Genomic DNA, 21,691 nt, shown 5'->3' on the forward strand with positions numbered 1-21,691 from the left:
CTGGATTATATGTCGCGACTGAAGCGCAAGGGAATCGTTCCCTCACAAAGTCGAGGGGCCGGTAGCAGGGGATTTGCTGCGACGCAAGATGGTGGTTTGGGGTTGTCTAAAAGGAATCGTCATGCTGAACTTGTTTCACCGCTGGTGACTTGCAGTTTCGTCATTCATTGGACCACTCAGTCCGTTGAATATGGGAACAAGTTGGACCCTGAGACAAGTTCAGGGCGATGCTATCAGGAGAATGATGTGAACGGCCAAATGACCAAAATGAAAATGTCTGACGGTGCAGAGATTGCTGTCTATCATGCAGAAGCCGAAGGCGAACGGCGTGGCGGGCTTGTGCTGATCCAGGAAATCTTTGGCGTCACCGATCATATCCGCGACCTGTGCGATGAATATGCGGCGGATGGCTATGAAGTGCTTTCGCCCGCGCTCTTCGACCGAGAACATCCCGGTTTCGAATGCGATTATACCGGCCCGGAATTCGAGCGAGCTGTTGAGCTGGCGCGCAAGCTGCATCCGTTTGACCAGTCGCTCGCCGATGCACAGACCTGCATCGACGCGTTGAAGGACAAAGGTCCAGTCTTCATCACCGGCTATTGCTATGGCGGCTCGGTTGCCTGGCGGATGGCGCAAATCAGCCCCGATCTCGCCGCCGCGTCCTCTTATTATGGCAGCATGGTTCCGACCATTTTTGCGAACGAAGCCCCGCGCTGTGCCACCATCGCCCATTTCGGCCGCTTCGACCAAGGCATCCCGATGGAGGGTGTCGAGGCGCTGATCGAAAAGGCGCACCCGACCGCGCAGATTTTTGTTTACGACGCCAATCACGGTTTCAATAGCGACCGGCGCAAGGATTATCATGAGCCGAGCTCCGAACTGGCCCGCGAGAGGACGCTGGCCTTGTTCAAGGCCTGTGGCGGCTGAAATTTTGAAAGCAAGAATCGGGACGCGGTAGCGGGCGCGCATGGCTAATGGCGAAATCCACATTTAAGATGAGGATGAAGCCATGACCTATAAGATTGCCGGACTCGTTCCTGCCGCACATGCGCATATGTTTGCGATGAGCGACGTTGAACTTGCCTCAATGAACGCCCGCAGGGTGACCGCAACCGCGAGCAGGGGCTTCCCCTGCCGCGTGTCACTGGAGGACGCGGAAGTAGGCGAAAGCCTGATCCTGTTCCATCATGTCAGTCACGATGTCGCGACGCCCTATCGATCGGCCTATGCGATTTATGTTCGCGAAAAGGCGCAAGCTGCAGCCGAATATATTGATCGCACGCCACCGGTGTTTGAAGGCCGCCCCATTGCTCTGCGGGCTTTTGATGCTGACGGGAATTTGCGCAACGCAACGCTCGCTCTTCCGGGTGAAGCGGATTTGCGGATTCGCGAACTATTCGACAGTTCAGAGATCGCCTATATTCATGCGCACAACGCTGCGCATGGCTGTTTTTCCGCAGCGATAGAACGGACCCACGATGATTGACGCTGATACCGCATGGGCAGCTGTGATGCGGCGTGACCGGAGTTTTGACGGCCGATTTGTTACCGGCGTCTTGACGACAGGCATTTATTGCCGCCCCAGTTGCGCCGCGCGCCATCCGGCGCGTTCCAACGTCCGCTTCTTTGACGATGGCGCTGCGGCCCGCGAGCATGGCTTGCGCGCTTGCAAGCGGTGCCTGCCTGACGACGCCGGTCGCGATGAAGTCGCGCTGGTAAAGGCGCTTGAAATGTTGCGGGCTGAAGAACCGCCGGCTTTGGAGTTGTTGGCAGCGGGCGTTGGCTATGCCCCGCACCACTTTCATCGCTTGTTCAAGCGCGCAACCGGGGTGACGCCTGCGGCCTTTGCCCGCGCCGAACGGGCGCGCCGCGCCGCCTTGGCGCTGGAAAGCGAAGCGCGGGTAACCGATGCGATTTATGAAGCGGGCTATTCAGGCCCGAGCCGGTTTTACGAAGACAGCAAAGCCCGGCTGGGCATGACACCGAGCGCATGGAAGAACGGCGGTGCCGGTACATCCATCCGCTGGTCGGTGGTTTCCACCTCGCTCGGGCCAATGCTTGTCGCCGCAACGGAAAAGGGCATTTGCCGATTATCCTTTGATGAAGATCAGGCTGCACTACGCCAGCGTTTCCCCAGCGCACACTTGCTTCCCGCCGACGATGCAATGCAGGATTGGATAGAGGGCGCCGTTCAAGCCGTCGAAAATCCATCGCGCATGCCTGACCTGCCGCTGGACGTCGCGGGCACCGCATTCCAGGAAGCCGTATGGCAGGAATTGCGCCGCATTCCGATCGGTGAAACGCGCACTTATGCGGATATCGCTGCATCGGTGGGCAAGCCGGGGGCGGTGCGTGCCGCCGGTTCGGCCAATGGTGCAAACAATGTCGCGGTGCTTATTCCGTGCCACCGGGTGATCCGCAGCGATGGCAGCTTGGGCGGCTATGCCTATGGCCTGGAGCGCAAGGCCCGGTTGCTCGAACGCGAGGGGAATGAAAGCGTTGCGCAGAAGACGCTGCTTTAGCTGCCCGCATCGCCGACCGGTGCGTCCAATGGCTAGCTAACGGTATTGCAACGATTTTACATCGCGAATGCATTAATACTAACAGTCTGTTCACCCTTTTCCGCCATAACAAGGGCGAAGCTGAGGACCAGCAGCTTCATTTTTGCTGGAAACTATTCGGTTTCTAGTGGGCGGAAAAGGGATAGTGATGACCAAGTCCTTGAGTTTCAAGGCCTTACTAGCTGTGTGTGCCAGCAGCGTGGCGATAGCCGGCTGTAGCAGTGTGGGTGGCGGCGGGTTACCGCCTGAGCCTTCGATTCCTGCACAGCAACAGGCCAGCGAAGAATATATCATCGGGCCTTTGGACCAGATCACCATCTTCGTCTGGCGCAATCCTGAACTGGGGGCAAAGGTGCAAGTGCGACCCGATGGCCGCATCACCACGCCGTTGATCACGGACATGCCCGCTGCTGGCAAGACAGCGACGATGCTGCAGCAGGATATCCGCCTGCAACTCTCGCAATATATCAACGATCCGATTGTTTCGGTGATCGTCAACGAATTTGCCGCGACCAACAACCAGCAGGTGCGCATTGTGGGGGCAACCGAAAAGCCAGCCTCGATCCCATTCCGCGCCGATATGACCTTGCTCGATGCAATGATCGCGGTTGGCGGCCTTTCCGAATATGCCGCGGGTAACAAGGCCCGCCTTGTGCGTTTCAACAAGGCCACCGGAAAATCGCAGGAATATGCGCTGCGCATCGGCGATCTCATCAAACGCGGGGACAGCAAGGCGAATGTGCTGCTGCAACCGGGCGATGTGATCATCATCCCTGAAAGCATGTTCTGAAGGGATGAGGGCGTAGCACCATGAACGGCCTCTATGATGAACTGCGCATCGCCGTGCACAGCGTGTGGAACCGCCGCTGGCTGGCGCTCGCCATTGCATGGGGCGTTTGCCTGATCGGCTGGCTCGTCGTTTCGTTGATACCTGCGCAGTATGAATCGAGCGCCCGCATCATGGTGCGTCAGCAGACCGTGCTTTCCGAAAAGGTCGGCATCACTGCCGGTGAGCGTCGCAAGGCCGTCGAACAATTGCAGCAAACCCTGGGTTCGTCCGCCAATCTGGAGCGGGTGGTCAAAGGAACAGATATTGGTCGTACGGTGGTTTCGGAAGCGGAACTGGCGAGCGCGATCTCGGCATTGCGCCCGAACATAACGGTAAAGCCCGATCCGTTGAACGAGAGTGTATTTTCGATCACCGCGCTGCATTCATCCCCGCGCATCGCGCGCGATGTCGTGCAGAAACTGATCGACATTGCCGAAGAAGAGAACATCGCCGGCGATCGTGCGGAAACCTCGAAAACGCTCAAATTCCTCGATGCCCAGCTCGAGGCGCGACAGAAGGAATTGCAAGAGGCAGAGGCCAAGCGGGTCACGTTCGAGACCCAGAATCTGGGGATGCTGCCCGGTGCAGGATCGGCTTCGATGCGGATTGAATCTGCCCGTGCTGAAATGTCGCAGATTGACTCGCAACTGATCCAGGCGCGCAGCGCCGTTGCAGCGTTGAGCAGCCAGTTGGCTGGGACGCCGCGCACGCTCGCTGGGGCGGGTGGAGGGAGCAATCCGGTCGCCTCGGCGCAAGCGGAGCTCGCCTCGATGCGGGCCCGCGGCTATACCGACGACCATCCGGATGTCGTTGCCATCCGCAACCAGATTGCCATCCTGCGTTCGCAAGGTGCTGGTTCTGCTGGGGCAGGGGGGATGCCTAATCCAGCCTATGCATCTCTCCAATCGATGCTCGCAGAACGGCAGGCCTCGGTCACGGCGCTTACGGCGCGCAAATCGGCGCTGCAGGGTGAGATTAGCGATTTCGCCGCGAAGCAGATTTCGCAACCCGGGCTGGCAGCCGAATATTCGCGCATCAGCCGCGATTATGAAGTTCTGAAAACCCAATATGACAAATTGCTTGCCGACCGCGAGGCGATCCGCCTGCGCGGGCAGGTCGAAAATGAAACCGGCACCGTGCAGTTCGAAGTAGTCGACAAGCCGGGCGTGCCATCTGCGCCTTCCAAACCCAACCGCCCGCTGTTGCTGGCGATGGTATTGCTGGCGGGCCTAGGCGCCGGTGCAGGCACCGCATTTGCGCTTGGCCATCTGCAGACCAGCTTCCCGACCGCAGCCAAGCTGGAAAAAGCCAGTGGCCTGCCGGTTATCGGCGCAATTTCGCAAATGCTGACCAGTGCTCAGCGTGAAGAGCGCAAACGCAAGATGAAGATGTTCCTTGGCGCGTCGAGCGGTCTTGTGGGTGTCTTTGCGCTGCTGCTGGTCGTCGAATTCGTCCAGCGTGGCTTGGCGGCATGACGGGAGCGGATAAAATGAACAAGCATACTGCCATCAAGCCGCCCGCTTCGCTGCTCGAGCGCGCGAACGAAATTTATAATTTTGGTGCAGAATTGCGCCGTCCATCACAGGACGTACCGAAGCGTTCGCCTGTTTCTGAGCCGCAGCCTGTCGCAGAAGAAGCACCTGAACATAAACCCGCAGCAGCTCCTGTCGAACCGGTCGAACCAGCAACTGTCGTTCCGCAGGCTGCTGCAAAAGTGCGGGCGCAAATCAATCGAGCGGCACTGCGTGCCGCCAACTACATCGATCCTGATGGCCCTGTAACCGGGCTTTCCGAAGAATTCCGCATCGTCAAACGCCAGTTGCTGCTTGCTGCACGCGGAGGGAAAGGGCTTGAGGCGATCGAGCATGGCGAACGCATCCTGATCTGTTCGGCCAACCCGAATGAAGGCAAGACTTTCTGCGCGGTCAACCTCGCGCTTTCAATGGCGACTGAGAAGGACAATCGCGTTTTGCTCGTCGATGCCGATTTTGCGAAACCGAGCGTTCTCGCGCGCCTCGGGATTGAGGGCGGTCGTGGCCTAATGGATGCACTCGCCAATCCCGACATCTACGTCGAGGATCTGGTTATCGAAACCGATATTGCAGGCTTGTCGGTTTTGCCAGCTGGCGCGCAGACGAACCAGGATACTGAATATCTTGCGGCTGCACGGTCTGCGGCGGTGCTCGATGCACTGACGCGCCACGATCCATCGCGGATCATCATTTTCGATTCTCCGCCAGCGCTCGCTGCTTCACCGGCATCGGTACTGGCGCTGCATGTCGGGCAGGCGGTGATGGTCGTCCATGCCGATGTCACGACGGACAGTGCGCTGCGCGATGCGCTTTCGCTGTTGAGCGGCTGCGAACATATCCAGCTTCTGCTCAACCGGACCAAATTCTCCCCAACCGGACGCAAATTCGGCAATTACTACGGATATGGAGCATGACATGCCCAGCCTGATTTCTCCACGAACCAAGATCCTTTTGGCTTCTGCAGCGTTGGTTGTCTGGCCGACAACCGCAAATGCCCAAATGCTCGGCACCGATTGGTCCGACCTTGACGAAGCCAGCGCCCCCGCCGCCGACGCTGATGCGCCCGCCAAGCGCGAGCGGACCCGCCGCGCCGAAGTCAGCCCTTATCTTGAGGCAAAGCAGGTTTTCCTGGCTGATTTGGACGATGGCGGAGATGTGTTGACCTATTCAACGCTCGCGGTGGGCGTCAATGCGGGCATTACCGAACGCAATGCCGAGGCGCAGGTCAATGTGCGCTATGAGCGGTTGATCGGCTATAGCAGCCGGGTTCGCGACCGGGACAATCTGAGCGGGCTCGCACGCGGCAATGCGCGACTTGGGCGCAATGTCAGTGTCGAAGCCGGCGCCTATGCCAGCCGCGCGCGCACCGACAATCGTGCAGCAACTCCGGGCACCTTCCTGGGCAATCAGGACAATGTCAGCCATGTCTATTCGGTTTATACCGGACCCACTTTTGCCGCCCAGCTTGACGATGTAAGCGTCGCTTCATCTTTGCGCGCTGGATACACCAAAGTCGACAACGGCCGCGCACCTGCCTTGCCCACCGGACAGGCGGCGGTGCCTGCCTTTGACGATAGCGTCAGCTATTCCGCGCAAGCCAGTGTTGCGATGCAGCCGGGCCGGCTTCCAGTTGGCTGGGCCGTCAGCGCGGGCTGGAACCGTGAAGACGCAAGCCAGCTCGACCAGCGCGTCGACGAAAAATATTTGCGGGCCGATGTCACGGTTCCGGTTACGCCAACGCTCGCGCTGGTTGGCGGTGTCGGCTATGAAAATGTTGAGGTGAGCGAGCGGGATGTGCTGCGCGATGCAAGCGGGGCACCCATCCGCACAGCAGATGGGCGCTTTGTCGTCGATCCCGCCTCTCCGCGCTTGAATGCCTATGACAGCGATGGCCTGATCTGGGATGCGGGCGTGCTTTGGCGCCCCAGCCGTCGCACCTCGCTCGAGGCGCGCTATGGGCATCGCTACGGCAGCGATACTTATTATGGCAGCTTCAGCTATGCACCATCTGAAAGGATGGGCGTCAATGTGTCGGTCTATGACACGATCTCGGGATTTGGCGGTTCGCTCAATCGGACTTTGGCCGGGCTTCCGACCCAGTTCAACGCGACACGCAATCCGCTGTCAGGCGATCTCGGCAATTGCGCATTTGGCACCACCGGCAGCGCCTGTTTCGGTAACGCTCTGGGTTCGCTTCGGCCGGTTGCTTTCCGTTCGCGCGGCGTTTCGGCCTCAATGGTCACCAGTGCAGGCGGCTGGGATACTGGCATTGCTGCAGGGTATAACCGACAGAAATATCTGAGTTCCGCCTTGGGCGCTTTGCCTGAGCTTGAGGGGCTGGTGGACCAGAATTATTACATCGCAGGTTATTTGGGCCGTGATCTTGATCGCCGTTCGCGGTTTGAAACAAATGTTTACGGAAACCTACTAGATCCGGGATTTGCGTTGGCACCTGATATCTATAGTATCGGTGCAAATGCAGCCTATTACAGGCAAATCTGGCGGGGGCTTTCGGCCGGGGCAGCGGTCGGTATCGACAGCGTCAAACCAGAGGATGCCGATGGCGATGTATCCGCTTCGGCATTGCTGGGGCTCCGGTACAGCTTTTAAGGGCGAGTGACAGGGAAGATATACGAGATGTACGACCAATATTACGGCCTGTCCGGGCGCCCGTTCCAGCTGACCCCCGATCCGCATTATTATTTCGAGAGCGGAACGCACCGCAAGGCGCTGTCCTATCTCGGCTATGGCCTTGCGCAGGGTGAAGGCTTCATTGTCATCACCGGTGAAGTTGGATCGGGCAAGTCGACGCTGGTCAGCCACTTGATGCAGTCGATCGACAAGGTTCGCCTGACCGCGGCGACGATTGTTACCAGCCAGCTCGATGCGCTCGATCTGGTGCAGATGGCTGCGGAAAGCTTTGGCATCGATACGCGCGGGCTCGACAAGGCAGCAACACTGAAGTCGATCGAGAATTTCCTGCATGGCGTTGCGCGCGCCGGTCGCCGTTGTCTCCTCGTGGTTGATGAGGCGCAAAACCTTACCGTGGATGCACTTGAAGAGCTGCGCATGCTTTCCAACTTCCAGTTGGGATCGACGCCGCTGTTGCAGATTTTCCTTCTTGGCCAGCCCGAATTCCGCAACCTTTTGCAAACCGCACCGGAACTGGAACAGTTGCGCCAGCGCATTATTGCGACCCACCATCTGGAGGCGATGGATGCGGACGAAATCCAGCCTTATGTCGAACATCGCCTCAGCCGTGCAGGTTGGAACGGCCGCCCGGCAATCACCACCGATGCCTATGATGCGCTGTTCAACGAAACTGGCGGTGTTCCCCGCAAGTTGAACGCCTTGATGAACCGCTGCCTGTTGATGGGCGCGGTTGAACAAACCGATATCATCGACGGCGACCTTGTGGCTTCGGTTATCGCCGATATGTCGGCACAGCCTTTCGCTTATGATGCGACAATGGCATCGCGTGCGCCGGGCGCTGATGAGGGCGTTGAAATCGGACAGCCGACCGCAGCAGCGCCGGTCGTCGATAATGCAGCGACACAGGCATTAGCGGCGCGTATCGAGCAGCTTGAAATGCGCATGGCTTCGCAGGATGTCACCATGCGCCGGGTGCTCGCGATGCTGATCGACTGGATGGAAAAGGAAAACCAGTCGCTGGCTGCCCGCATGCGTGATTTCCGCGCCGCCTGAAGTGCGAAGGATGGAAAGGATATCCTTTGTACAATGCTTTATCCGTCGATGTTGAGGACTGGTTTCAGGTCGGTGCGTTCGAGAATGTAATATCGCGCAACGATTGGGATGCGTGTGAATGCCGTGTCGAGCGTAACACAGACGCATTGCTCGCGATGTTCGATGCAGCAGGCATCAAGGCAACATTCTTCACCTTGGGTTGGGTCGCGGAACGCTATCCGGCGCTGATCCGGCGTATCGCAGATGCAGGCCATGAACTCGGCAATCATGGCCAGAACCATGACCGGGTCTTCACCTTTACCCCGCAACAATTTGCCGCCGATCTCGATCGCTCGCGCAAGGCCATAGAGGATGCCGCCGGCGTTGCTGTGCGCGGCTATCGCGCGCCGAGTTTTTCGATCAATCCCAACACCCCATGGGCGCACGAGGTGATGGCCGAACAGGGTTATTGCTATTCATCGAGCATCAATCCGATCAAGCACGATCATTATGGCTGGCCGGATGCGCCACGTTTCGCATTCCATCCCCTTCCGGATAGTGATCTGGTCGAGATACCGGTGACGACCGCCATGCTTGGCAAGAAACGCATTGCCGCAGGCGGAGGAGGGTTTTTCCGCCTGCTACCCTACAGCTATTCGCGCTGGGCGATCAGGCAGGTCAACGCGGATGCGCGGCCGGGAATCATCTATTTCCATCCTTGGGAAATCGATCCTGATCAACCGCGCGTCGCCAATGCGCCGATCAAATCCAAGCTGCGCCATTACACCAATTTGGACGCGATGGCGGGCAAGCTGAAACGGCTCATGGCCGATTTCAAATGGGACCGGCTCGACCGCATTGTCGAGAGCGAAAAGGCGCGGATTACATGAATGCGCCTTTGGCCATCGAGCGCGTTGCCGTTCGCAAGGCGGAATTGAACGAGCCTGATGCCGTGCGACGGATTGAAAGCTGGGTGCGTGCGCAAGACGGGGCGACGCCATTCCATTTGCCCATTTGGCTGAAGGCAATCGAGCGGGGGACGGGGGCGAAAGCATATTGCCTTTTGGCAGAGGATGCGGCTGGCACCATTGTCGGCATGGTCCCGTTGCACGCCGTAGGTTCGCCAATTTTTGGTCGTGCGATGGTGTCGAGCGGATTTGCAGTCGGTGGCGGGATATTGGCGAGCCAGCAAAGCGTCGCCGACCAATTGGCTGAGGCTGCCTGGCAATTGGCGTGCGAGCTGGGCTGCACATCAGCAGAGCTCCGCGGGGGAGTGCTGCCGACAGCCGGCTGGACCATGCAGACAGATGCCCACGCCAATTTCGAACGCGAACTGGCGGATGATGATGAAGCGCAACTGCTGGCCATTCCAAGGAAGCAGCGCGCCGAAATTCGCAAAGGGCTTGATAAGGGGTTGGTTGTCGAAACCGGCAGCGGCAAACGCGATCTGGACTGGCACTACCGTGTCTATTCCGAAAGCGTGCGTAATTTGGGCACACCGGTCTTCCCGCGCGCCCTGATGGCCGAGACGCTAAAGGCGTTTTCTGATGATGCGGACATCCTCACCATCCTGTCCGATGGCAGGCCTGTGGCCAGCGTGCTCAGCTTCTATTTCAACGGAGCGGTAATGCCCTATTGGGGCGGCGGCGTGCGCGAGGCACGGTCGCTGCGCGCTAATGATGTCATGTATTATGCACTCATGAACCATGCCCGGCGTCGAGGCTGCAACCGTTTTGATTTCGGTCGATCAAAGATCAATTCAGGCCCCTATTTCTTCAAGAAAAACTGGGGCTTTGAACCGAAACCTCTTGTTTATTCTTCGCGTTCTGCAGATGGTTCCGCACCGCGCGACGTCAATCCGAACAGTGCGAAATACCAGGTGGTAATTTCGGCCTGGCAAAAAATGCCTCTGCCGCTCGCCAACCTGATCGGCCCCTGGATCTCCAAGGGGCTCGGCTGATGCGCGAGATATTGTTTCTGGCCCACCGCGTTCCCTGGCCGCCGGATCGCGGCGACAAGATCCGTTCCTTCCATATTCTCAAAAAGCTTCAGTCGATCGCCCCTGTCCATGCCGGGACCTTCGCCGATGATGTGCGCGATCTGGAATGTGCGGAGGGTGAGCGTGCAGGCTTTGCATCAATGCATGTGGAGTTGCGCGACAAGCCAAACTGGTTTTCCGGTTTGGAAGCATTGGCAAGCGGGCTGTCCATTTCGCAAACGGCTTTCGGTTCACGCAGCATGCAGGCCTGGGTTGAACAGCTTCTGGCCAGCGGTACGATCAGCCATGTTTTCGTCTTCTCCGGGCAAATGGCGCAATATGTGCCTGCGGCGTTCGATGGTCGCTTCATCATGGACTTTGTCGATGTCGATAGCGCCAAGTTTGAAAGCTATGCGAAAGAGGGCAATGCCCTGATGCGCTGGGTATATTCGCGCGAAAGCAAGAAACTGGCGCAATATGAGGCCGAGATTGCAGCACGTGCCGATATGAATTTGCTGGTTAGCGAGCCTGAGGCTGCGCTGTTTCGCAGCCGCACCGGCGCCGCAAAAGTTGCCGCATTGGGCAACGGTATCGACACGGCATTTTATGATCCCAAAGCTGCCTTCAAGAAACTCCACCCGGTATTTCCCGATCCGCTGATCGTTTTCACCGGCCAAATGGATTATCGTCCGAACATCGAAGCGGTCAGCGATTTCGCACGCAATGCACTGCCGACGATCCGCAAAACGCATCCCGAAACGACTTTTGCAATCGTCGGGCGCAATCCAACGCCTGCCGTTATTGAATTGTCTGCACTGCCGGGCGTACAAGTAACCGGCGAAGTGGATGATGTGCGGAGCTGGATTGCCGGAGCGGACGTCATCGTTGCGCCCTTGCGGATTGCGCGGGGTATCCAGAACAAGGTCCTCGAAGCCATGGCGATGGCAAAACCGGTGGTGGCCTCAGCCGCGGCCGCCGAGGGCATTGAAGCGATCGATGGCGAACATCTGCTGATTGCGACGAATGTCGCGGATGAAGCCGCCAAGGTATCGGCATTACTGGCGGACACCGAAGAGCGTCTGCGTATCGGCCAGGCTGCGCGTGCACATGTGATAGCGCATTATGGCTGGGATGCGCAACTGGCGCCGTTTGATGCCATGTTGCACGGCGGGGCAGCCCGATGACACCCACTTGGCGCGCCGCATTGACAAGGCTTGCTATCACGTGGTCGGCCTTGCTCGCGCTTTTCTGGCGCGATGCGGCCGACATGGCATCGATCTGGTGGAACAGTTCTACCTTCAACCATTGCCTGCTGATCATTCCGATCCTGTGGTGGCTGGTCGACCAGCGCAAAACCGAACTGGCAAAACTTGAACCGAAAATCTGGGCGCCGCCCCTGCTTTGGATCGCTGGAGCGGCCTTTGGTTGGTTGCTAGGTGAGGCTGGTGGTGTTTCGTTGGTACGGCACGCGGCATTGGTGATGTTGCTGCAGGGCAGCGTCGCCTTGCTGCTTGGCCCTGCACTGATGCGCGGATTGCTGTTTCCGCTCTTCTACATGTTTTTCCTCGTCCCCTTTGGGGAGGAATTTGTCCCAGCGCTGCAGACGGTAACCGCCGAGATATGCATGTGGCTGTTGGGCTTGGCAGGCATCCCGGCGCATATCGACGGTATCTATATTGCAACACCGACGGCCTTGTTCCGCGTTGCGGAGGCTTGCTCCGGCGTAAAGTTCCTCGTTGCAATGGTGGCCTTGGGCGCGCTCGTTTCGAACCTCTGTTTCAAAAGCTGGCCGCGACGACTGGCTTTCATGTCGGCAAGCATAATCATTCCCATTGTGGCCAATGGCCTGCGCGCCTTCGCCACCATTTGTATCGCCCACCATGGCAATCTCGATTTCGCTGCAAGTTTTGACCATGTGGTTTTCGGCTGGGTTTTTTTTGGTCTCGTGATTGCCTTGGTGCTGGCCGCAGGATGGCCGTTTTTTGATCGCGCCGCCGATGCGCAGGTAATCGATGGTGAAAAGTTGAAGTCCGTCTCTGGCTTGGCGCTGAAACCAGCTACAGCGTTCAGTGCGCTGGCGCTGATGGTGCTGATGCCCTTGGGGTGGAGCAATTACATCGAACATCGTGCTTCGCCGGTGCCGCCTCAAATCGCCTTGCCCGACGTGTCGGGATGGGAACGTGTCGATTACAGACCGTTGCGCCCCTGGAAACCGCAATTCGCCAAAGCCAACCACTTGCTGATCGGGCGCTATCGCGATGCTGCGGGGCAGGAGGTCGATCTTTCAATCGCAGTGTACGACCGCCAGTCCGAAGGGCGCGAACTAGTCGGGTTCGGGCAGGGAGCGGCGGGCGCTGATGGCGACTGGTCATGGATTGGCGGTTGTGAAGCGCCGTCCAGTGCCCGTTGTGAACGGATCGCCACCAAGGATCAGCACCATCGCGAAGTTATCAGCTTCTATCGAGTCAACAGCACCACAAGTGGCTCGGGGGCAGCGATCAAAATTGCCACGTTGAAGGCGCGCTTGCTGGGCGGGAACCAGCAAGCGGTGGCGATTTTGGTGTCAGCAGAGGATAAAGGCCGGGCCAAATCGCGTCCTGCCATCGACTCGTTCCTTAAATCGATTCGGGATGTCGATAAGCTGGCTGACCGCATGGCTGGTCTGGGGTAGGCATCTTTCATGTGTGGCATCGCCGGTATCTTCCATGTCGAAAGCTCAAAGCCGGTAGACCCTGAACGCATCAAGCGGATGACCGACGCCATCGCGCATCGCGGACCCGACGGCTCGGGCGTGTGGACCGCGCCGGGCATTGGATTGGGGCACAGACGCTTGTCGATCATCGATCTTGGCGGCGGCGCGCAGCCCATGCTGACCGAGGATGAGCGCTTTGTCCTCTCTTTCAACGGCGAAATCTACAATTTCCGCGAATTGCGCAAAGAGCTGGAGGCGATAGGGCACCACTTCCGCACACACAGCGACAGCGAAGTGATATTGGAGGCCTATCGCGCATGGGGGCCGCCATGCGTCGAGCGGTTGCATGGCATGTTTGCGTTCGCGTTATACGATCAGGCCAACCGTCAATTGTTATTGGCGCGCGACCGATTGGGGGTAAAGCCGCTCTACCATGTGCGGCTGGCAGACGGCAGCATCATCTTCGGATCGGAACTGAAGGCGCTGCTCGAACATCCGGCGTTGCGGCGTGAGCCCGATCTGGCGATGGTCGATGATTATCTGGCGTTCGGATATGTGCCTGATCATGGCTGCATTGTTGCCGGTGTGCAAAAACTGCCTGCCGGCCATTATTGGTTGTTGAACCAGGGCAAACCAGAACCCGCGCCGACGCGCTATTGGGACATTGATTTTTCAAGCCGTGTACGCGGCAGCGAGTCGGAGTTGCAGGAAGAGCTTCTGCGCTTGATGCGGCAGGCTGTGCTCAGCCGGATGGTCGCAGATGTGCCTTTGGGCGCATTCCTGTCGGGCGGCGTCGACAGCAGCAGCGTCGTTGCCCTGATGGCCGAAGCCTCGCGATTGCCGGTCAAAACCTGTTCGATCGGTTTCGACGTCGGCGCGCTCGACGAGAGCGAATATGCCAGCCGCATTGCGAAGCGCTTCCTGACCGAACATCACAACAAAATCGTTGCCGCAGATGATTTTGCGCTGGCCGACACACTTGCGCACCATTTTGACGAACCTTTTGCCGATGCTTCAGCCTTGCCGACCTATCGTGTCAGCGAAATGGCGCGCGAACATGTGACGGTTGCGCTGTCGGGCGACGGCGCGGACGAGGCGCTGGCCGGATATCGCCGCCATGTCTTCCACCATGGCGAGGAACGGATGCGCGGCCTGCTCCCGCATGCCATCCGCGTGCCGTTGTTTGGCACGATTGGCCGGCTGTATCCCAAGGCTGATTGGGCTCCGCGTCCCTTGCGCGCCAAGACGACCTTGCTCTCGCTCGCCCGGACCGGGGCAGAGGGTTATGCCGAGGCGGTGGGCGTCACACCGCCGCACATCCGTGACCGGCTCTACGCACGGCGGACACAGCAGATGCTGGGTGGCTACCGCGCTGAGAGCCATATGCATCGCTTGATGGAAAATGCCCCGGCGCGAAGCGGGCTCGATCGGGCGCAATATGCCGATATGAAGCTTTGGCTGCCGGGCGATATCCTGACCAAGGTTGATCGCACCAGCATGGCAGTCGGGCTGGAAGCACGTGAGCCGCTGCTCGACCACCGCCTGCTCGAATTTGCCGCAAGCCTTCCAGAAAACATGCGCGTGCGGCGCGGGCAGGGCAAATGGCTGATGAAGCGCACGATGGAGCGTTATCTGCCCGAAGATATCCTCTACCGGCCTAAAATGGGTTTTGTGACGCCGATTGCGCAATGGTTCCGTGGGCCATTGGCGGAAACTGCCCGCGGGATTGCATCAAACACAACGCTGGCGCGAACTGGTTGGTTCGACAGCGCAGAAATCGCGCGGATTGCCGATGAACATATCGGAGGTCGTTCCGACCATAGCCGCCTGCTTTGGCAACTTTTGATGCTGGAGAAATCGGTCGAGCGGATATTCGGTTAGGGGTAAATTGCCCTCACAAAATAAAGCCCCTCGGGCGGAGAATTAAGCGCCAGCGCGGCGCGATCTTTCGCGTCGAGTGCGGCTTGCAAATCCTCCGCGCTCCAGCGCCCCATGCCGACAAAGGCGAGGCAGCCGACCATTGAGCGCACCTGATGATGCAGGAAACTGCGCGCAGCCGCCTCGATCAGCACATGCTCGCCTTCGCGCCTTACATCGAGCCTGTCGAGCGTCTTTATCGGGCTGTCGGATTGGCAATGCGCGGAACGGAAAGTCGTAAAGTCGTGCAACCCGACCAGTCGTTGCGCAGCTTCGTGCATCGCATCTGCGTCCAATGGCTGCGGTACTTTCCATGTCCGGTTGGCCTCAAGTGCGAGCGGCGCACGCCGGTTCGCGATGCGATAGACATATTCGCGGCCGATGCACGAAAATCGGGCATGCCAATTATCGGGCACCACTTGACAGGCCAGGATGGCTATCGGTTGCGGCCTGAGCTGCGCATTCACTGCTTCCATCAGGCGAAAGGGCTCGATCTCCTTCGCCAGCTCGACATGCGCCCGCATCGCCAGGGCGTGTACGCCGGCATCGGTGCGCCCGGCAGCATGGAGCACGGCTTCCTCTCCAGTCACGCGGCCGATGGCTTCCTCGATCGCCTGCTGCACCGATGGGCCATGCCCTTGCCGCTGCCAGCCCATGTAGGGCGTGCCATCAAATTCGATGGTGAAGGCGAAACGGGTCATGACAGGACGGTGCCCGCCGGTATCCGGTTGCCGCGAAGGAAATCAGCAAGCGGCATGGCAGGTTTGCCAGCGCGCTGGATCAGCGCCGGCCGGATTGCTCCGGTTGCACAGGCAATGGTGAGTTGGTCGTCGACGACAGTTCCAATTTCTCCGGCAGCTTGGGTGATGTCCGCAGCCAAAACCCGATACCGTTCACCCTGAAACTCAAAGAACGCGCCCGGCACCGGATTGAATGCACGGACCTGCCGTTCGACCGCATCCGCGCTTTGGCTGAAATCGAGCCGCGCCTCGCTCTTCTCGATTTTGCGGGCATAGGTTATCCCATCTTCAGGCTGTGCAACAGGCGGATACCTGCCCATGTCAGCAAGGACCTCGACCATCAATCCGGCCCCCAGTTGCGCAAGTTCTTCGGTTAGTTCGCCAGCTGTCTTGCGATCGACAGGCGTCACTGCTGTGGCACGAACCGGTCCGGTATCGAGCCCAGCCTCCATCTGCATCACCATAACACCTGTGTCGGCATCCCCAGCCAGGATCGCGCGCTGAACCGGCGCCGCGCCGCGCCAACGCGGGAGCAGGGAGCCGTGCACATTAAGGCAGCCATATTTGGGTGCGTCCAAAATCGCTTGCGGCAAAAGCAATCCATAAGCCGCCACAATCGCTACATCGGCCTTTAGTGCTGCAAAAGCGACCTGTTCTTCCGCGCCTTTCAGCGAAACCGGGGTACGGACTTCCAGCCCCAATTCCTCAGCCCGCGCATGGACGGCAGAGGGCGTCAGTTTCTTCCCGCGATTGGCGGGGCGGGGTGGCTGCGAATAAACCGCGACCACATCATGCCCGGCATCGACCAGCGCATTCAGCGTTGGCACCGCAAAATCCGGGGTCCCCATGAATATCAATCGCATCCAAGTCTTTCCTTTGTCTGCAAGGCGCACTAGCTACGCCGCTATGGCATCGCAAGAAATAGACGCATTGGCCCAGGCATTGTCGCGGTTACCCGGACTTGGCCCGCGTTCTGCCCGCCGCGTTGTATTGCACCTGATGAAAAAGCGCGAAACGGTGCTGCAACCACTGCTGCGCGCGCTCGAAATGGTGGAGGAACGGCTCAAGACTTGCTCGACTTGCGGCAATATCGATACCAGTGATCCCTGCGGCATCTGCGCCGATCCGCGCCGCGATACCCGCGCACTGTGCGTCGTCGAAGATGTGTCTGACCTGTGGGCGCTCGATCGCTCGCGCCTATTTCCGGGCAAATATCATGTTCTCGGTGGACGGCTATCGGCATTGGACGGAGTACGGCCCGAGGATCTCAATATCGATGGGTTGGTTGCGCGCGTGGCCGCAGGCGGCATCGACGAGGTCGTGCTGGCGATGAACGCCACTTTGGAAGGCCAAACGACCGCGCACTACCTTGCCGAGCGGCTGGAAAGCTATCCGATACGGTTGACCCAGCTGGCCCATGGTGTTCCCGTTGGCGGCGAACTCGATTATCTCGACGAAGGCACTTTGGCGCAGGCATTGCGCGCGCGACGTCCGGTCGGTTGACGCTGGGCTGCCCAGTCCCTATTTTAGCGCCATGGCCATATTACCTATCCTTGAAGTGCCCGATCCGCGGCTCAAAACAATCTCGACCCCCGTCACCGAATTTGACGAGGGGTTGAAAAAGCTTGTCGAAGACATGTTTGACACGATGTACGACGCGCCCGGGATCGGCCTTGCTGCGATCCAGGTTGGCGTACCGAAGCGGATATTGGTGATCGACCTCCAAGAACCGGCAGAGCATGACCATGAGCATGGCGAGCATTGCAATCACGACCATGAAGTGGTTCGCAATCCGCGCATTTTCATCAATCCGGAAATCCTTGATCCGTCGGAAGATCATTCAACCTACACCGAGGGTTGCCTGTCGGTTCCGGACCAATTTGCCGAAGTCGAACGCCCTGCACGCATTCGAGCACGTTGGCAGGATCTGGATGGCAATGTGCATGAGGAAGAAATGGAAGGCCTGATGGCCACCTGCCTGCAGCATGAGATGGACCATCTCGAAGGCATTCTCTTCATTGACCACCTGTCGCGCCTGAAGCGGCAGATGGTGCTCAAAAAACTGGAAAAGCAGCGCAAGGCCGCGGCCTGATCGAAGTCGGGACAGGGCTCTCAAAACTGAGAGCCGTTGGCGCTCAATCCTCTGGCTTGGCGATAAGCAATTGTTCCGCAGCAGTCGTGCGGGACATGGAAATCACATGGTCGACGCCTTCGATAGTGATCGCCAACTCACCCTGTTCCGTGCCTTCGATATATCCCTTCGATTTCAGGTACCAGACGTGGAAATCGAAATTTTCCTCCGAACAGTTGAGCAGTTCCTTGAGGTAAAAGCCTAAAACGCCGGGGTTATGGGCGTTTTCGCGCCGTCTTTTGTAAAGGCGCAGCAGGATCTTTTCGTGCGCGTCCGAATCCAGGATTGGTGCATCATCTGAAACACTATCCTCGCTAGGAGGCGTTTCATCGGCATCTGTTTGACGGTGCTCGCGATACAGCTTGTCGTAATTGGCGCGATCTTCGGGTTTCCGAAGGTTGCGATACGCCTCCACAACTTCGTTGAACTTGGTGGTATCCGCAGTTTCCGGATGGTCGGGATGGTACATCTTCGCAAGATAGCGATAGGCCGCTTCTAGCATCTTTTGATCGCAGTCGGGGCGCACCTGCAAAATGCCGTAATAATCGATAAATTGCTGGCCTTCGACCATAGGAACATCCCTGCATCTGGCTGGACCGAGATTGTCCCGCCCATGTCGTCGTTATGACTCAGTCAATGATAGACCATGTTACAAGCAGAATGGTCAAGACCCTGACAGGATATTTCAAATAATACGGTCACGATCCTTTGTGCATCTTTTGGCAAGGGATCGATTGTTTTTGCACCAAAGGCAGCATTACTGAAATGCGCGGAACAGCTTTTCAGAGGCCTTGGTGAAAGTCACGATACGCCGACGGCGATCATTGTCGCAGATCGCGACATCGACCAAGCCTTTGTCTTTCAGTGCCATCAGCTGGCGATATGATGTGCTGGGGGATTGGGATTCAATCAACCGGTAAATGTCTTCGATGGCGAGGGCGCCTGTTCTTTCCCAAAGCTCACGCAATTCAAACAGCATGCGTTCTTCGTCACCGGACAATTCCGACAAAGGGGGCAGGCGTCTTAAGCTGTTGAGGAAATTGACGAGACGAATGGTCTTCATGAAGCTTCAATCATATTGCAGGGTACGGTTGCAGCGGAACTGCTAGTTTGTTTACGCGCTCTGTGTCAATCCACGTAAAATTACATGAAGTATAGAGAAATGCGGCGCATTCCTAAGCGATTTCAGGTCCAAGACGGCTTATCTGGTCCGTACCTCGACAATAGTGCCATTTTGGTTGGAAAGCCCGATTGCAGCGCGTGCAATTGATTTGACAAGCAAAGGCCCGCAGGGGCATTTTACATCATATATGAATAAGGGGGATGCAATTTCGGCAGCCATTGATGAGCAATGGGCTGGCTTTCAAAACCCCTTGAAGGCATTTGCGTTCGTTATTGGCATCTGCTGGCTTGCGCTGATCAGCTTGCGCTTCACATTTATGCCCGATCACGCGGCCGGGATTAGCGTACCGGTTTTGCTATCGCCAACCGTAACATTAATTGCTGTCGTTTTTGCATGGACCAGGATTTCGAAATCAGGCCTGTTTTGGCACTATCTCCTTGCCATATTCGGTTTTGCACAGCTTGCTTGGATTGCTTGGGTCGGCGGAGCCCTGGCGCTTTGGCAACTCCCCATGTTGAGCGCCATTTGTGCCGTTCTGATCGGATTCCCCCAGAGCGAATCTAAACCCTACCGGGAATATTGGGGCGTTTCGTCCAGGCGGTGGATATTGTTGGCGCTGATCATTGCCGGCATCATCGCAATTGGCTTGATCGCGTCGTTCAGCCGGACAGGGCCGGCTCGTGAAATGCATATCCAGGTCCGGTCGGTATTCGCGGGCATTAGCGTCCTTGTGGGTTGGTTTACATTGCTAATCCTTGCCCGAAAAGGGGTCCTTGCACAGGATATCAGGAAGGTTATTCTGTTTTCGGGATTGATTATATATTACTTGATTTTCAATTTCACTGTAATGAATTTCATTACTTATTTAAACACCAATAGTATCAATAAGATTGATGATTCATTTTTATCGATTATTGTTTTTCTCAATATTGTATTCGTTGTAATAATATATTTTGTAATCAATCGTATAAACGCAAGCTACCGCAATTTTATTGTCCTACTGTTCGCATTTATCTGGTCAGCCATTATCGCGGTTAACGGGGTATTGGCTATTGTGCCAATTTACCAATTCATCGCACTGCTGCCGCTGACAGTCAGGTTTCGTAACGCTGCTTTGGCTGGAATCTACTGGATTGCGCTGGTCAGCGGCCCGTTATTCGCCATGGGTGTAACAACGCCGCTAGTCCTGACAAATATACTGGCAGCGACGGTGATTTTTGCGGGTTCTTACTGGCTTTCCAACCGGATCGAATTGCTGACTCACGCCAGCGGGCAAGGCGAAGATGCCGACTCTGAACCTGCTTACAGGTATCGCTGGTTGTTTGCTGATCGCCGTTCGATTACAATAGGCCTGACCGTTGCCGCTTGCGTTTTGGTGATTGGTGGCCTGCTGCTTTACCTGCAGGATCGTAACCAGCGCGAATTGGCGCAACTGCGTTCAAAAACAGTCGCGGAGCGTTTGGGTGAACGCTTTTCAATGCAGTTCAAAATCAGCGAGCAGATCAGCAATACAATCGCGCTGAAAACCGCGGAAATGAAAATCCCGGAATCCGAGCTCCAGGATGCGATGCGAGAAGTATTGCCGTTGCTCGGAGAGGGGCATAGCATCCAATGGGCGCCTCAAGCCGTGGTCCGTTTGGTCGAACCCCGAAAGGGCAATGAGCATGCCATAGGTTTGAACGGCACTGTCAAAGGGATTGCACCGCTAGCGGTGGAAGATCGCGGTGGTTAGAGTGCGGTCATGCCTCGCCCTCGCAAACCCGCTAATCCGTTCCGGTACTTTCACTCCTCGCCGGAGGTCATCCGGTTGGTGGTAATGCTGTATGTCAGGTTTCCGCTGAGCTTGCGGAACGTGGAAGATCTCCTGTTCGAGCGCGGGATCGATATCTGCCATGAAACGGTGCGGCTCTGGTGGAACCGGTTCGGGCCGCTGTTCGCGGCTGACATCAGGCGCCAGCGGGTCAGCCGCATGCGGGGCTTCCGCCACTGGCGGTGGCACCTCGATGAGGTCTACGTAAAGATCAACGGCGAGATGCACTACCTGTGGCGCGCAGTGGATCACGAAGGCGAGGTGCTGGAAAGCTATGTCACCAAAACCCGCGACAAAGCGGCGGCTTTGCGCTTCATGCGCAAGGCTTTGAAACGCCATGGCCAGGCCGAGGCTATCGTCACCGATGGCCTCAAATCCTATCCTGCCGCGATGCGCGAACTGGGTAACGAGGCACGCCGCGAAGTCGGTCGACACGCGAACAACAGAGTGGAAAACTCACACCTACCCTTCCGCCGACGAGAACGGACGATGCAGCGATTTCGGCAGATGAAATCGCTTCAAAAATTCGCCTCAGTACACGGCTCAGTTTACAACCACTTTAACCAGGAACGTCATCTCGTCGACCGACAGACCTACAAGCTTCGCCGCTCGGCCGCACTGGCCGAGTGGCAAAACCTCATGGCCTAAGATGCAGCGCGGGTAAGGGGGCGTCAGACCAACGGAGAGCGTTTCG

Annotated in this window: 21 protein-coding genes; 17 read left to right on the forward strand and 4 right to left on the reverse strand. The window is 57.7% G+C overall.

Translation table 11 applies throughout. The features are described 5' to 3' along the window. Nucleotides 1-267 precede the first annotated feature (267 nt). The 13 genes from ACFSAG_RS12415 (at nt 268) to ACFSAG_RS12475 (ending at nt 15,157) form a co-directional block, all read left to right on the forward strand. Nucleotides 268-927, forward strand: a complete 660-nt coding sequence (locus ACFSAG_RS12415) for a dienelactone hydrolase family protein (RefSeq protein ID WP_381515241.1) — start codon at nt 268-270, stop codon at nt 925-927. 82 nt (nt 928-1,009) lie between these two features. Further along, on the forward strand, nt 1,010-1,486 hold the full coding sequence (locus ACFSAG_RS12420; RefSeq protein WP_381515245.1) for a DUF1203 domain-containing protein: 477 nt from the start codon (nt 1,010-1,012) through the stop codon (nt 1,484-1,486). After that, nucleotides 1,479-2,522: a bifunctional DNA-binding transcriptional regulator/O6-methylguanine-DNA methyltransferase Ada gene (gene ada, locus ACFSAG_RS12425; RefSeq protein WP_381515248.1), complete on the forward strand. Its 1,044-nt coding sequence runs from the start codon at nt 1,479-1,481 to the stop codon at nt 2,520-2,522. The genes ACFSAG_RS12420 and ada overlap by 8 nt, the downstream gene beginning before the upstream one ends. 187 nt (nt 2,523-2,709) lie before the next feature. Continuing rightward, nucleotides 2,710-3,351, forward strand: a complete 642-nt coding sequence (locus ACFSAG_RS12430) for an XrtA/PEP-CTERM system exopolysaccharide export protein (protein ID WP_381515251.1) — start codon at nt 2,710-2,712, stop codon at nt 3,349-3,351. 20 nt (nt 3,352-3,371) lie between these two features. Then, a complete protein-coding gene (locus ACFSAG_RS12435; protein ID WP_374613588.1) occupies nt 3,372-4,865 on the forward strand; it encodes an XrtA system polysaccharide chain length determinant in 1,494 nt (497 codons plus the stop codon). 14 nt (nt 4,866-4,879) lie between these two features. Beyond that, a complete protein-coding gene (locus tag ACFSAG_RS12440; RefSeq protein ID WP_381515254.1) occupies nt 4,880-5,836 on the forward strand; it encodes an AAA family ATPase in 957 nt (318 codons plus the stop codon). A 1-nt stretch (nt 5,837) separates the two neighbouring features. After that, nucleotides 5,838-7,532 carry a TonB-dependent receptor gene (locus tag ACFSAG_RS12445; protein ID WP_381515257.1) on the forward strand — a complete coding sequence of 565 codons (1,695 nt, stop codon included), beginning with the start codon at nt 5,838-5,840 and terminating at the stop codon, nt 7,530-7,532. Between the two features lie 27 nt (nt 7,533-7,559). Then, nucleotides 7,560-8,627 carry an XrtA/PEP-CTERM system-associated ATPase gene (locus ACFSAG_RS12450; RefSeq protein ID WP_381515343.1) on the forward strand — a complete coding sequence of 356 codons (1,068 nt, stop codon included), beginning with the start codon at nt 7,560-7,562 and terminating at the stop codon, nt 8,625-8,627. A 26-nt stretch (nt 8,628-8,653) separates the two neighbouring features. Next, entirely contained in the window at nt 8,654-9,496 is an 843-nt protein-coding gene (locus tag ACFSAG_RS12455; RefSeq protein WP_381515259.1) for an XrtA system polysaccharide deacetylase, read from the forward strand. Then, nucleotides 9,493-10,566, forward strand: a complete 1,074-nt coding sequence (locus ACFSAG_RS12460; protein ID WP_381515262.1) for a FemAB family XrtA/PEP-CTERM system-associated protein — start codon at nt 9,493-9,495, stop codon at nt 10,564-10,566. Before ACFSAG_RS12455 ends, ACFSAG_RS12460 begins: the two co-directional genes overlap by 4 nt. Further along, a complete protein-coding gene (locus ACFSAG_RS12465) occupies nt 10,563-11,768 on the forward strand; it encodes a TIGR03087 family PEP-CTERM/XrtA system glycosyltransferase (RefSeq protein WP_381515345.1) in 1,206 nt (401 codons plus the stop codon). Before ACFSAG_RS12460 ends, ACFSAG_RS12465 begins: the two co-directional genes overlap by 4 nt. Beyond that, the gene (xrtA, locus tag ACFSAG_RS12470) at nt 11,765-13,255 is read left to right on the forward strand and encodes an exosortase A (RefSeq protein ID WP_381515265.1); all 1,491 of its coding nucleotides are present in this window, start codon (nt 11,765-11,767) and stop codon (nt 13,253-13,255) included. Before ACFSAG_RS12465 ends, xrtA begins: the two co-directional genes overlap by 4 nt. Before the next feature lie 9 nt (nt 13,256-13,264). Continuing rightward, nucleotides 13,265-15,157, forward strand: coding sequence for an XrtA/PEP-CTERM system amidotransferase (locus tag ACFSAG_RS12475; protein WP_381515268.1), 1,893 nt, complete (start codon nt 13,265-13,267; stop codon nt 15,155-15,157). On the opposite strand, the gene truA is transcribed toward ACFSAG_RS12475, so the two are convergent. Next, nucleotides 15,154-15,894 (reverse strand): tRNA pseudouridine(38-40) synthase TruA, encoded by a 741-nt coding sequence (gene truA / locus ACFSAG_RS12480; RefSeq protein WP_381515270.1) that lies wholly within the window; start codon nt 15,892-15,894, stop codon nt 15,154-15,156. The genes ACFSAG_RS12475 and truA overlap by 4 nt on opposite strands. Beyond that, nucleotides 15,891-16,796 (reverse strand): methionyl-tRNA formyltransferase, encoded by a 906-nt coding sequence (gene fmt / locus ACFSAG_RS12485; RefSeq protein WP_381515273.1) that lies wholly within the window; start codon nt 16,794-16,796, stop codon nt 15,891-15,893. Before fmt ends, truA begins: the two co-directional genes overlap by 4 nt. Nucleotides 16,797-16,839: 43 nt before the next feature. Here fmt and recR point away from each other — a divergent pair, with 43 nt between their 5' ends. Both recR and def read left to right on the forward strand, forming a co-directional pair. Further along, on the forward strand, nt 16,840-17,436 hold the full coding sequence (gene recR, locus ACFSAG_RS12490; RefSeq protein ID WP_381515275.1) for a recombination mediator RecR: 597 nt from the start codon (nt 16,840-16,842) through the stop codon (nt 17,434-17,436). A gap of 31 nt (nt 17,437-17,467) precedes the next feature. Further along, on the forward strand, nt 17,468-18,025 hold the full coding sequence (gene def / locus ACFSAG_RS12495) for a peptide deformylase (protein ID WP_381515278.1): 558 nt from the start codon (nt 17,468-17,470) through the stop codon (nt 18,023-18,025). A 43-nt stretch (nt 18,026-18,068) separates the two neighbouring features. On the opposite strand, the gene ACFSAG_RS12500 is transcribed toward def, so the two are convergent. Next, nucleotides 18,069-18,635, reverse strand: a complete 567-nt coding sequence (locus ACFSAG_RS12500) for a J domain-containing protein (RefSeq protein ID WP_381515281.1) — start codon at nt 18,633-18,635, stop codon at nt 18,069-18,071. A 186-nt stretch (nt 18,636-18,821) separates the two neighbouring features. Further along, on the reverse strand, nt 18,822-19,127 hold the full coding sequence (locus ACFSAG_RS12505) for a hypothetical protein (RefSeq protein WP_381515284.1): 306 nt from the start codon (nt 19,125-19,127) through the stop codon (nt 18,822-18,824). A 208-nt stretch (nt 19,128-19,335) separates the two neighbouring features. Here ACFSAG_RS12505 and ACFSAG_RS12510 point away from each other — a divergent pair, with 208 nt between their 5' ends. Beyond that, entirely contained in the window at nt 19,336-20,919 is a 1,584-nt protein-coding gene (locus tag ACFSAG_RS12510; RefSeq protein WP_381515286.1) for a hypothetical protein, read from the forward strand. A 9-nt stretch (nt 20,920-20,928) separates the two neighbouring features. Then, nucleotides 20,929-21,645: an IS6 family transposase gene (locus tag ACFSAG_RS12515; protein WP_381515289.1), complete on the forward strand. Its 717-nt coding sequence runs from the start codon at nt 20,929-20,931 to the stop codon at nt 21,643-21,645. Nucleotides 21,646-21,691: the final 46 nt, after the last annotated feature.

Origin of the sequence: Sphingorhabdus buctiana (genome assembly GCF_042680825.1) — a bacterium.
Lineage (GTDB): Bacteria > Pseudomonadota > Alphaproteobacteria > Sphingomonadales > Sphingomonadaceae > Sphingorhabdus_B > Sphingorhabdus_B buctiana.